General features: G+C 46.0%; 12 protein-coding genes and 1 tRNA gene. 9 read left to right on the forward strand and 4 right to left on the reverse strand.

Annotated elements, in window-relative coordinates; all coding sequences use genetic code 11:
* The first annotated feature begins 235 nt into the window (after positions 1-235).
* The 9 genes from L4C36_RS00335 (at position 236) to L4C36_RS00375 (ending at position 8,000) form a co-directional block, all read left to right on the forward strand.
* Positions 236-326 (forward strand) — tRNA-Ser (locus L4C36_RS00335).
* 613 nt (positions 327-939) lie between these two features.
* Positions 940-1,284, forward strand: a complete 345-nt coding sequence (locus L4C36_RS00340) for a hypothetical protein (protein WP_428475806.1) — start codon at positions 940-942, stop codon at positions 1,282-1,284.
* Positions 1,285-1,334: 50 nt separating this feature from the next.
* Positions 1,335-1,709, forward strand: coding sequence for a hypothetical protein (locus tag L4C36_RS00345; RefSeq protein WP_428475807.1), 375 nt, complete (start codon positions 1,335-1,337; stop codon positions 1,707-1,709).
* A 455-nt stretch (positions 1,710-2,164) separates the two neighbouring features.
* Positions 2,165-2,557, forward strand: a complete 393-nt coding sequence (locus L4C36_RS00350; RefSeq protein WP_428475808.1) for a hypothetical protein — start codon at positions 2,165-2,167, stop codon at positions 2,555-2,557.
* Between the two features lie 373 nt (positions 2,558-2,930).
* The gene (gene rbsD / locus L4C36_RS00355) at positions 2,931-3,350 is read left to right on the forward strand and encodes a D-ribose pyranase (RefSeq protein ID WP_428475809.1); all 420 of its coding nucleotides are present in this window, start codon (positions 2,931-2,933) and stop codon (positions 3,348-3,350) included.
* Between the two features lie 140 nt (positions 3,351-3,490).
* Positions 3,491-4,840 (forward strand): L-fucose:H+ symporter permease, encoded by a 1,350-nt coding sequence (gene fucP / locus L4C36_RS00360; protein ID WP_428475810.1) that lies wholly within the window; start codon positions 3,491-3,493, stop codon positions 4,838-4,840.
* 84 nt (positions 4,841-4,924) lie between these two features.
* On the forward strand, positions 4,925-5,938 hold the full coding sequence (locus L4C36_RS00365) for an aldose 1-epimerase family protein (RefSeq protein WP_428475811.1): 1,014 nt from the start codon (positions 4,925-4,927) through the stop codon (positions 5,936-5,938).
* 118 nt (positions 5,939-6,056) lie between these two features.
* On the forward strand, positions 6,057-6,974 hold the full coding sequence (rbsK, locus tag L4C36_RS00370) for a ribokinase (protein WP_428475812.1): 918 nt from the start codon (positions 6,057-6,059) through the stop codon (positions 6,972-6,974).
* Between the two features lie 15 nt (positions 6,975-6,989).
* Positions 6,990-8,000 carry a substrate-binding domain-containing protein gene (locus L4C36_RS00375; protein ID WP_428475813.1) on the forward strand — a complete coding sequence of 337 codons (1,011 nt, stop codon included), beginning with the start codon at positions 6,990-6,992 and terminating at the stop codon, positions 7,998-8,000.
* Between the two features lie 122 nt (positions 8,001-8,122).
* Here the strand turns inward: L4C36_RS00375 and L4C36_RS00380 are convergent, their stop codons facing one another.
* From L4C36_RS00380 to L4C36_RS00395, 4 genes are all read right to left on the reverse strand, one after another.
* A complete protein-coding gene (locus L4C36_RS00380) occupies positions 8,123-9,700 on the reverse strand; it encodes a ferric reductase family protein (protein WP_428475814.1) in 1,578 nt (525 codons plus the stop codon).
* Between the two features lie 38 nt (positions 9,701-9,738).
* A complete protein-coding gene (locus L4C36_RS00385; RefSeq protein ID WP_428475815.1) occupies positions 9,739-10,764 on the reverse strand; it encodes an ethylbenzene dehydrogenase-related protein in 1,026 nt (341 codons plus the stop codon).
* 136 nt (positions 10,765-10,900) lie between these two features.
* On the reverse strand, positions 10,901-12,361 hold the full coding sequence (locus tag L4C36_RS00390; RefSeq protein WP_428475816.1) for a DKNYY domain-containing protein: 1,461 nt from the start codon (positions 12,359-12,361) through the stop codon (positions 10,901-10,903).
* A gap of 135 nt (positions 12,362-12,496) precedes the next feature.
* Positions 12,497-12,817 (reverse strand): hypothetical protein, encoded by a 321-nt coding sequence (locus L4C36_RS00395; protein WP_428475817.1) that lies wholly within the window; start codon positions 12,815-12,817, stop codon positions 12,497-12,499.
* Between the last annotated feature and the right edge of the window lie 214 nt (positions 12,818-13,031).

Below are 13,031 nucleotides of genomic sequence, written 5' to 3' on the forward strand. Positions count from 1 at the left end.
GTGATCTAACAAACCCCGTAATGGCACTGTCATTGCGGGGTTTATTTTATGTATTACCCAGATTACGGCGGGCATTGTGAGCGGACAAATGCTCCGAACTTTCTGGCATTATCGGCAATTGTTAAGCGATTTGACGCAAAGTGTGCCGATGTGTTGGTTCTGTATGCAGTTGAGCGCGCGAGGAGAAAAAAAGGCTGTACCTTCAACACGATAACCCGTATTATCGCCGCACTCAGGAGAGATGGCTGAGTGGTTTAAAGCACCGGTCTTGAAAACCGGCGTGGGTTTATAGCCCACCTAGGGTTCAAATCCCTATCTCTCCGCCACACATTAAAAAGCCGCTGAGAAATCAGCGGTTTTTTTGCATTTTCCGCGCGTGGAATGACGGGATTTTTCTAAATCCCTCTTTAGAATGCAAGCTAGACGCGTGCGACCCCAGCACTCCGCCACATTCTAAGCCCTTGTCGAAAGACAAGGGCTTTTTCGTATGCGTTAAGTTTTACCTTTGGAAACAGGGAGTTGAAAATCCCTCCTTGAATGCAAGCTAGACGCGTGCGATCCCTGCACTCCGGCATATTCAAAAAAGCCGACTTAATTGTTAATGCCACTCGCGCTTAAGTGAGTGACATTAAGCAGCAATGCTGGCCTTTTTTCTATGCGTCTATCCAGACCTAACGCACCATACCGAATGGTTCAAAGCTCTCTTCTGTGCTTCAAGTGATTAATGTTATTGATGAGATACATCCGACGTTTCATCATTCTTCAATCTAGATCTCACCTAATGCATTGACGTATATGGGATCCTTTGCGATATAAACTAAATACGGCATAGTATAAATCGAAGTGGATGCGCGACTATCTTACGGGTGATGGTTATTAATTCAGATTTTCACCTCGCTCTTTGAAGTAAGTGCGGGGCTTTATCGAGGTTTTAATGTTATGCCCATATTCAAGAAAATAGGCAATACATATATTGGGGCGTATCAGTGCGGTGCCGGACAAGATGCGTATCTGGAGGTTGAACTGGTAGCAAATCATGTACCTGTTCCTGAGTTATATGCGAAACCGCCAATGGCGTTTTCACTTTCTGATGGGGTTGATCCTGAAGCGATAAGGGAAGCCGCATTACTGGGTGCTAAAATGGCGAATGATAAATGGGGTACAACGTTTTGGCTTAAGCGCATCGGATATATCCCCAATGATTCGACCCGTTACAGCATTCATGCCCGTATTGTATATATGATCATCAGTAGGGTGCATGCCGGTGGTGAACTAGCGAACTAAATTTAACCTGTGTTAGTCGATCTCTAATCAGTTTTTATATAGAAGTCAGTATGAACAGTATCGAAAAGTTTGGTTATGAATTATCTGAAAAAGTTTACGATTCTTTAAAAAGAAATATCCGTATTGATTATTGTCATTATGGATACTGTGGTGTTGGATTTGTATTAGAGGATAATAAAGTACTTTACACGCATTTTGATGAGTGGTTGACGTATAGGCATGGGATGCAATATGTACCGGGTGGTTCATATGTAGGGATTATTCAGGCGTTTAATTCAAAGTTTGAATTCATTGACTGGCTATCTGAGCAATCTGATTGTTCGCTGTCGGGCTTTGAAACGGAAGATAATTGGTATATAGACAACCAAAGAGTGACAAGGAAAAGATTAATGTATTTAATTGAAGAAGAAACCGGCGTAAAGTAAAGATACATTTATATAGGTGTTTTTTTCGGGGGGAATATGAAAGGAATGTAATTGGTGGTGTGTTTTCTATAATAAAACCAGACCATCTACGATTTACATCAATACGATGAACGAAGCCAATGCACTCAGAGTACTTATTCAATTATTTTTTTCTTTATTAATCAGTCTATTGATTATGGCTATTGCCACAATCGCATTGAGTATATAAAAGCTGTATGCTTGAAATCCTGCAAAAAAATGCCCATGAGGCAATTGCACATAATAATCCACAGCCTAAAAGCAATATTATATCTTTGATTTTTGACATCATAAAAGATTCTTCATTTCAACATTCATATCAAAAGAGTAAATCATATTTTTACATAATATAATAGCCCAGATGTTTTATATATCCATTTGCTAACACTGGCTATGATACAGAAAGAGACTAAATACATCTTTGAGAAGGATGATTCATGTTTGATTTTGGTGCTTATTTACCGGCGACACGCACGGCGATACATGATAGTGATCGTGTCGGGTGTCGGTGCGCTCAGTTGTTACTCCAACCGGGGCTTTCTTACCAACTCACTCAGTTAGATCTCTGCGGGGCTGAGCGGGATGTCGCGTGGTTTTTACTGGTTGGGAAAGTGACTTCGGTTTCTCACTTGGTGAATGTATTGGGTGTCGATCGGCATACGGTGGAAAGTGTCGCTAATCAACTCGTGCATGCACAATGTGAGATCACGCTGATGCGATGTGAAAGCTGTTTTCCTCTTCTTTCTGAGTTGTCTATCCATCAAGATACCATCATATTGACCCTTGATTCGCGCTTTATTGATACATGTACAGGCATCGAATGGGGATAAAATGGAGTAATGTTGTTGTATAAAAAGCCAGCGCGTAACGATTTCGTTGGTTCAACACGCAGCTATTTTATCGCTATAAAGTATGCATTATCGCGCATACTGATGCCTTTCTCGTAACTCACCATTTATTGCACTACCGAGTGTGATGCTTGTCACTCAATTATCCCTCTTCTCGGGTTTATCTCCGATCCTAATCACACAATGCTTTTTTGGTCCTCGCAAAGAATCTCTATCGGATTATGATGCCATCGAAACGTATCGATGGTGATTTTCTTCCTTCTTCACAATGCCCGTTGATGGCGGTTATTTATGACCGTGTTCATGGTAGGGAAGGCAAGGTCGCCGCTCACTTCACGCACTTAGGCCGATAAGAATGAAAAAAAGTCCCTTACTTAACGCGGATATTGCTTACCTCGTCGCCACTTTGGGTCATACCGATGAAATCACGATTGCTGATGCCGGTTTGCCTATACCGGATCATGTTCAGCGTATTGATTTAGCGCTGACGCACGGTGTGCCGAGTTTTATCGATACGGTGCGTGTGATCTTAACGGAGTCACAAATTGAAGGTGTTGTGATGGCGGAAGAGTTTGCGCAAGTGAGCCCTGAACTTCACCAAGCACTGTTAGCAGAGCTTGAGGCCGAACAGCAGCGCTGCGGCAAAACATTCTCTATCCAAACCGTTTCCCATGAAGCATTTAAAGTACGTACCCAAAGCAGCAAAGCGGTGGTGCGTACCGGTGAATGCACCCCTTATGCCAATGTGATTTTCCAAGTTGGCGTGGTGTTTTAACCCGAACGGATCCAATAGCTGGCACGCAATAACGCATCCTGACGTGCCAGTGAAATACATCGGTATTCGCGTCACCCTACTGACCGGAATCCAAACAACGATAAATGGCCCGCAAGGGCAGATAATGATGGAAGCGCCCTATGTTTATTCGAAATCATACCGTCCAACATGCGGATGGCTATTTAAACAAAACCCCGATTTTCCAATTCTTACTACTTTCAACCGTCTTCGCACTGTGGTCTGCGGCCGCTGCGTTGAACGACGTGTTGATCACCCAATTTAAAACGATTTTCGACCTGTCTAACTTTGCATCGGCATTGGTACAGTCGGCGTTTTACGGCGCTTACTTCTTGGTCGCGATTCCCGCATCGATGGTAGTGAAGAAGTCCTCTTATAAACTGGCGATTTTGCTGGGTTTGGCGCTCTACATCTTTGGTTGTTTGATGTTCTTCCCGGCATCACACGCGGGCACTTACACCATGTTCCTGGCGGCGATTTTCTGTATCGCGATTGGCCTGTCATTCCTGGAAACATCGTGTAATACGTACTCAGCAATGATTGGTGAGCCAGAGCGCGCCACATTGCGCCTGAACGTGTCTCACACCATCAATGCGATGGGCTACATTGTGGGTCTGCTTCTGGGTAAGCACCTGATCTTCCAAGAAGGTGTAAACGTTGAGCAAATGATGTCAACGCTAAGCGGTCATGAGCTAGCGATGTTCAAAGAGCAAGTTTTGCAGCAGACACTGGAGCCGTACAAGTGGCTAGTCGGTATCATTGCGACTGTTGCAGCATTGATTGCGATTACCGAATACCCAAGCTGTAAAGTGGCGAAAAAGCAAAAAGCGGACGAGCCAACATTCGCTGAAACCTTGACTTACTTAGCGAGCAACACCCGTTTCTTCAAAGGTATTGTGACGCAGTTTGCTTATGTGGGTATGCAGGTTGCGGTATGGTCATTCACCATCCGTCTGGCACTGGCAATGGATCCAACCATGGTTGAGCACGATGCCGCGAACTACCTGCTGTACGCATTCATCATGTACTTCCTGGGTAAACTGTTGGCGAACTACCTGTTCACCAAAACCACGCAAGAAAACGTACTGATGGGTTATTCAGCGGTTGGCTTCCTGTGCTTGCTGTACGTCACGTTCGTACCAAACTTCAGCGCAGTATGGGTCGCGGTAGGTACATCTGCACTGTTTGCACCATGTTGGGCAACCATCTTCGCTTCAACCCTGCAGTCAGTGGATACCCGTTACACCGAAACAGCGGGCGGCTTTGTGGTGATGTCTATCATCGGTGGTGCAGCGATTCCTGTGGTACAAGGTCTGTTGGCGGATAACGTAGGTATGCAAACCTCATTCATCGTTAACGCAGTGTGTTTCGCGGTCGTGTTCACTTACTTCCTGAGTGAGAAAAAACACAAGAAGCCAGTGACTTACACAACCAAAGCGTCAGCAACACAAGAAACCGTTGCTAACGCGTAATATTCAGATGGCCATCCGCAAGCGGGTGGCCCTTGCTTCGAGTGAGTGTGTATCACGCGCTCCTCAACTCAAGGTGAAAAGATAATGATGTTGACATTCCCACTCCATAAAGCGCATTTTACCGCGCACAAAACATTGATTGCTCAATCGGCGGACTTTGAAATTCATGCGTTTGCGTACCGTTCTGGCATTGAAGCGTTGGAAATCAAGAACAGTCAAGGTCACTTGGTGGTGCTGCCGTTCATGGGACAAATGATTTGGGACGCTGAGTTTCTTGGTACCGATTTGTGCATGAAGAACATGTTCAGCGAGCCAAAGCCGGCGAAAAGCATTGTGGAAACTTACGGTTGTTTTGCGTTCCACGCGGGTATGATCCGCATGGGTTGCCCAACGCCGCAGGACGATCATGTGCTGCATGGTGAAATGCCGTGTGCAAATATGGACACCGCGTGGTTGGAAATCGATGAAACGTCGGTGACCATCAAAGGTACGTACGAATATGTGATGGGCTTTGGGGATCATTATCTGGCCACACCATCAGTACGCTTAGCAAAAGATGCGAGCGTGTTTGATATTCAAATGCAGGTGAAGAACTTGGCCAGCGTGCCGATGCCGCTGCAGTACATGTGCCATATCAATGCGGCGTATATCGACAATGCCGAGATGACACAGAACATTCCAGACAGCACGTTCACGCTGCGCGAAAGTGTTCCTGCACATGTGCAGCCAACAGAGCAGTGGCTGGCGTTCAATGAATCGATGAAAGTGTCTGCACCAATGGCCGCATTGGATCAGCCAGCGATGTACGACCCAGAAATTGTGTACTTTATGGAAAATCTGCCAGATCACGTTGAACGTGCAGAATTTCGTATGAATATTGGCGATAAGTCGCTGGTCACGGCTTTTAATACCAACGAGTTTTGCAGTGCTACTCGCTGGATTTTACGCAGTGAAGATCAACAAGTGGCAGCCTATGCGTTGCCAGCAACGTGTCGTCCGGAAGGCTTCCTGACGGCCAAAGCCAACGGCACGCTACAGTACTTAGCACCGCAAGAAGCGCGTGTGTTTACCGTGCGTACCGGTATTGAACATAATTAAAAAATCCATTGTGCGCGTCGTCTTCGCGGTCAGTGGGGCGAGCGCCGATGAAAAACAACGTTAGCTAGCGTTTTAAGAACCAAATATAAGAACCAATTTGAGAACCAAGGATAACCGTATGAATAAGTTAGTGGTATTAGGTAGTGTGAATGCAGACCATGTGCTTCAGGTGCCTTCTTTCCCGCGTCCGGGTGAGACATTGCACGGTCGCAACTACCAAGTGATCCCTGGTGGTAAAGGTGCCAACCAAGCTGTGGCGGCTGCGCGTTTGAATGCGGATACCGGCTTTATTGCTTATGTGGGTGATGATGCGTTCGGCATTAACATTCGCGAACATTTCAAAATGGACGGCATCAACATTGCCAGCGTGAAGATGCAGCCAAACTGCCCAACCGGTATCGCGATGATTCAGGTGGCTGACAGCGGCGAAAACAGTATCTGTATTTCAGCAGAAGCCAACGCGAAATTAACCGCCGAAGCGATTGAAACAGACTTGGATGCGATCCGTCAGGCGGATTACCTGCTGATGCAATTGGAAACCCCAATGTGTGGTATCGAGAAAGCGGCGCAAACAGCAAAAGCGGCAGGTACAACGGTTATCCTTAACCCTGCGCCAGCACGTGAACTGCCAGATACGTTGTTGAACCATGTAGACATCATCACGCCAAACGAAACCGAAGCCGAAGCACTAACCGGTATCACCGTTGATAGCGATGAAGCGGCACAGCAGGCTGCGAACGTTCTGCATGCCAAAGGTATCCATACGGTGATGATCACCTTGGGTGCGAAAGGTGTGTGGCTAAGCCAAGGCGGTGAAGGCAAAGTGATCCCGGGTTTCCGCGTGGAAGCGACCGACACAACGGCGGCTGGCGATACGTTTAATGGGGCATTCGTCACTGGTTTGCTGGAAGAAATGCCGCTAGAATCAGCGATTAAGTTTGCCCATGCCGCCGCTGCGATCAGCGTGACACGTTTTGGGGCACAAACATCGATCCCTCGCCGTGAAGAAGTCGAGGAATTTCTCGCTAAGCAGTGATAGGAGCAAGATAGCGTGGCAACCATGAAAGATATCGCCAAATTGGCGGGTGTGTCGAGCTCAACGGTGAGCCATGTTATCAACCAATCACGTTATGTCAGTGAAGAAATGACTGAGCGGATCAATCGAGCCGCTCAGGAACTCAACTACACCCCCTCCGCGCTCGCGCGCAGCCTGAAAATGAACCGCACCAAAACCTTCGGCATGCTGGTGACCACCTCTACCAACCCGTTCTACGGGGAGGTGGTAAAAGGGGTTGAGCGCAGCTGCTATCAGCAAGGGTATAACCTCATTTTGTGTAACACCGAAGGTGATCACCAGCGCATGCAGGACTCGATTAACACCTTGCTGCAAAAGCGGGTTGATGGGGTGATCCTGATGTGTTCCTCATTAGAAGGGGAGCAGTTCGATATCTTTGATAAATACCCAGACATTCCCGTTGTGGTGATGGATTGGGGGCCGATCCGGTTTACTTGTGACAAAATTCAAGATAACTCGCTCAGTGGCGGCTACATGGCGGCGAAGCACCTGATTGATTGCGGCCATCGTGACATTGGTTGTATCACAGGGCCGCTCAATCGTTATCAAGCCATGATGCGTTATGAAGGCTTTAAGCGTGCACTGAATGAAGCGGGGCTGACGTTCAATCCGAAATGGATCGTTGAATCGAATTTTGAATGCGATGGTGGCTATGACGCCTTTAACCGTATTTATGCCTCAGGCAAGCTGCCAACGGCCATTTTCGCCTGTAACGACATGATGGCGATGGGGGTGATGAATGCCGCCAACGAAAAGGGCTTGTCTGTCCCACAGGACTTTTCGCTCATCGGGTACGATGACATTCACATTGCCCAGTTCATGTCGCCCGCACTGACCACCATTCACCAGCCGAAATACCGGTTGGGGCAGGCCGCCGTGGAAACCTTATTAAAACGTTTAGCCGGCGAGACGAGTGATGTTGGCGTGATCCAGTTTGAAGCGATGTTGGTCGAGCGTAAAACCGTCGCGGTGATCAACGGGGAATAATCGTCAGGTTCTGTGAATGGCGTTGTAATGGTGCTTGTCGGTGGCGTTAGAAGAGGTGCGCTGACGCACCTCTTTGTTTTTATACAATCTGTTTTCTCATGCCTCATATTGACAACTAAAACTTAAAACTGCTCACAAATACTTTTCCAGCCTAGCTGCTTACCGGCTTTTTTCGCTTCATTCATCATGGATTTTGGGCCACATGTGAAGATGGTGGGTTTGGCCGTAAAGCGCTGATTTTTATAGATGGACGTAAAGTCGGGACGCCCTGTATGCAGGCGTAGGTTTTCACCTGACAAGGCGGTTAGCCAATCGGGGAAAGGTTGTCCAGAGGTCAGATAGAGTTCTATTTTCACGCTGCTTTCAAACGTATTCATTAACGGGGGTAAGAGCGGTTGCAGCCAAGCCAATATCGGCGCGTCGCGCAATACCCATAAAATGGTGATCTGCTTGTTTTTAGCGCCCCGCAGTAGCCAGGCTTGTAACAGGCTAAAAATAGGGGTGATGCCAATCCCTCCCGCGACGAGGATCCAATTACGTTTATGCTGGCTGTATGCCATTGGACTCGCCCATGCCCCGCGAACGTGCACCGTTAGCGTAGAAAAGTCGGTTAATTCTTTCGTCCAATCGCCCACTTTCTGAATTTTGATGATCGCCCGCCCTTGCTCATCAGCTAATCCCGTTAGACTGAAATCATGCCAATCTTTATCGCTGAGTTGATGGGACTTAATTTGTACATAATGCCCCGCCTTATTATGCACATGAGCCGGTAAGGGGAGGTGCATGATAATAAAATGCGGTAAGCGGCTATCAATGTGTGCTTGGATATGATTGTAACGGCGCACACTATGATTAATGAGTAGTTCAATAAACAACACTAAGCAGGGGGCAAATAACCATTCTAATCGGGGAATGTGTAACAGCGATAAAATAGCAATGAGATACCCTAAGCGGTGCAGTTGGCGAAATGCGTGAAAGTGTTTTTTCCTAAACCATAATAGGGAGGTAAACCACATCACCGCAAACAGACTGAACATCACCAAGCCAGACATATTGATCCTGAATTGACGAGATTGCCAACCTTGATAAGACAGGCTGATCACTTCCTCATAAGTTTGCAGGGGCAAGGTGTTAATCGCATAGGTCATCGTGGAATCTTTACTGTGGCACTTCGTACAATCCTCTTTCATTAAGGGGGCAATATCTTGCTGATAGCGGTCAAACGCACGGCCTTCTCGGATCCATTCATCGACCATCTCAATACTTTCATCCTCACTGACAAACTCATACATGGTCGTTTTCATTGAACGCACGAGATCAGGTTCGCTGCCCACTAAAACAGGGAGAAAATCTTCTTCCAAGGTGGTGTAGTACACCAAATACTGACTGGCATGCAGTAGCGCAAACGCCATGAGCGCATGACCAAGCCATTGATGTAAGGATTTCACTCGGCGAATAGGCAGCAACTGACTGATTGGAAATTGGCTTAACCAAGTCAGGCTATTTCGCATCACGGGCAACCAACATAGCGCCATAATAATGAGTAGACAGTAAGCGGCGACACGGCCTAATTGCAGGTAGATATTGGTGGTGTCATTCGACTCAACATGCCAACCGAGATAGGCTTGATAAGCCAATGCCCCGAGTAAGCAGAGAAACCATAAGAGGCTAAAAAAATTTAAGGTTTTGATAAACTTCATAGAAAATAGGCCGAGTTGTGATCAACTCGGCCAACCTTTTATTGGGCGAACGTGAATGTGATGGATTTGTTGTGATAGAGGTGGTTGATCTGGCTATTATCGAAAGCGGCCACACCAAAATAGTACGTTTTGTTTAGGTCAGAAAATTGCAAATCTTTCTCTTTATCTTCCGTGACTAATTTCCGTTTCACCTCTAGGTGCCATGACTGACCATCCCAGTGGCCATAACCTTCGACGTCTGCACGAGAACCGGTAAAGGGTGCGGTAATAATGGCCGGTACCATGTCACCCGCTTGGTAGGTATCAACAAAAGGGACTTTGTCTTTATCTTCAATCCAGTAAGTAAATTGTTCTGGATTTTTTAACGCAAAAGCAGGGGCCGATTTGTCCTCGTTGTAGTTATTGTAATAGCCGCCGGATAATTTCTTATCGGGCTTACGTCCCCACTTTTTATTGGTGTTTTTTTCGGAGTCGACAAAGCCATCATCTACCTGACGATTAACATTGGTTCGCGTGCCTTTCCATTGCCATTCATCAATCAGGTAATCGTTTTTGGTGTAATGGCGGCCTGATGAGTCATCAGGGATCCCATCAATGAGCCCTTCTTCAACCATGTGGCATGATTTATCGCAGCCTTTCTTCTGAAATCCCTTCTCGTTAATATTCCAAAAAACCGCCATTTTGTCTTCATACCAAGTGTTCGCATGTTTGGTGCTATCGAGGTTTTTAAGCTGTTTCCAACTGCCGTCTTTTTGTTTTTGCCACGGAAAACGCTGATGATCTTTATCGTCATCTTCCCAGCTAAACATAAAGTACACATATTCCCCATCGTAAAGGCTACGCACTGTCATGTTCGTCCGTTTCAGACCGTCATAACCGTTATTTGGCTCATAGGGGAGTTCATCCAATTTAACGGTGACGATGGAAGACGCCTGCCATGCATCATCAAATTTCCCATCAATCTTGATAGGGTGGGGGGCTTTTTGACTGGTTAACGATAACCCTTTTTCTGCTATTGCGTGACTGCTGCACGCCAACAATACCAGAGGGAAAATATTCCTCATTGCGACAATCCTTTGCGTTCAAAGGATGTGGATGATAATGGTATTGCGAATTATTATCAATAATGTTTATGGAAGGTGTTGCACATATTTTTTGTTCGATAGGCGCTCTGCCCATCCAGTGTGTATTCATGTGGCTTTATTTGCTTTCCACCCGCTCACCACGCCAGTAATAGTAGTTGGCATCTTCCATGTCGTATGTGTTGTAGTCGCTATGGTTACGGGTAAAACTGTCAGGATCGGCACCGTCGACTTTTTTCCCTTCCCAATACACATGTTTGGCATCTCGAATGGCAGATTCTCGAATAATGACTTCCACCGTGTTGATGTCTATTCCTTCGATTTTGGTATGGCCAAAATACATGGATTGGCCATCACTGCCGTAGGTTGAAAAGCGTTCTAATAGGGTAAATTGTGGGACGTTCACCCCCTCTAAAGGATGCCCTAAGTAGAAGATATGATCGGCCGTTTTTAAGAACGTTTCTTCGCTCAATACTTCCAGCGAACCGCTTTGTTTTGATATGACACGGTCTTCAAAGAATACGTGCTGTGCATCTTGACCATAACGACTGGTGGTGGAGTAGTCCTCAAAGATGGCCTCTAGCAGTGTGAATGAGGCGGGGTCGGCTTGTGGAATAATGGCACCGTTGAAATACACATGTTGGGCATCTTTGGCAAAATGGTCGTGGTCAATTAATGTAAACGTCGCGGCATCTGCGTCGGGAAGTGCCGTGCCATCGTCATATACGATGTTATCAATGGCCAGGTGTTCATCCCCCAGTATGCGAAAGGTGCTGATGTCTTGATAGGGAAGGCTTGCTAACCAAAAGGTAGCACTATCCTGTCCCGTGTAGCGTTCATCACCGTCATGAATAAAATCCGCCTTATACCAGTAGAGATGCGATGTATCGTAGAAATATTGGTTATCAAGTACGCGAAAGTGTTGTCCGACAACGTCGGTTTTTACAAAGCTATTATCACTTTTGATGTACACCGCGTGTTTATCTTTAGCGACATCGTCACTGAGTATTTCAAATGTGTCGTAGTCCACATCCATGATGCGATAGTCGTAATAGTAATGTTGTTTGTCTTTCGCCCAACTGTCCGCAATGATTTCAAAGGTGTTAGGATCAGCGTCTTTGACGGTCATGAATTCATGGCGTTTGCTAAGGCGTTTGAGGAGTCCACCGTCGTTAACATAGACGCCAGCCTTATCTTTCACCACAAAGTGATTGATGATCTCGATCGTATCGCGATCAGCCACCGTTGATATTTTTGTCGGGCCGTAATACACGCTGTCTTTATCGCGGGCATATTTTTCATTCAGCACTTCAAAGGTATCGAGGTCGGCGCCTTCTACAACGTCAGTACCCAATTGAAACCAGTTGCCATAGGGTGAATAGCGAATGTGTTGACGGTTATAGGAATAGTAATAGGAGGTGGATTTGTCTTCATCGACCGTGCCAGAAAACCAAAACGAAGGGTTAATAACGTAGCTGAGAAGTGCTCTGTCACCCATGTGAATGTTTGCCAGTATGAAAGGAAACACAAAGAGTAACGCGAGATACAACCAAAATGGTCCACTGAATAGGCTCCCCATTTCCCACCTCCATGCTGTTGAGATTGATGCTGTAATGGCTGGTGGCAATATACAGGAAAGCGGAAAGGACTGAATGCTGTCGGTGACGTTGTTGGAGAGGGATCAAGGTAAAGCAGAAAGCTGATTGAAAGGTGATTATTGTAATGCCCAGTCAGTAATTAATGGAATGCTGATATGCGTGTTGGACCACTCGACCGTTTCGATAAGTTGTACCATTTCAACATCCGTTTCTTCTAATAGTTGGTTATTTGCATCATAGAGTTGGATGAATCCAGGTGCATCGCCTGCACCGCTGCCTGGCATAACGGGTARATATTGTTTGTACATGAATACTTCAACGCGATAACGATTATCCGGACTGTCGAAGGTTTTATACACACTGGCATGCCACGATTTTTTTAAAGGAGGATGATAAAAAGAGGTCATGAATAATAACCCGATAAAAGCAATGGTCATTAGGCATAAATTCCCGCGTTTCAATATATTCACCTCATCGTTATTCCTGCTACAGGCCGTCCATTTTTATTACAAAAAATATATCACATGTCTGTATTTTTAAACACAATGAACAACTTTTCATGTATTGCTCTGTCAGCATGATGGTTATATTGTCATTTTTCTCTTGGACATTTTTGCTGCTAGATTAAGCCTTTGATAAATAGCTATTATA

The organism is Photobacterium japonica (assembly GCF_050337005.1).
GTDB lineage: Bacteria > Pseudomonadota > Gammaproteobacteria > Enterobacterales > Vibrionaceae > Photobacterium > Photobacterium japonica.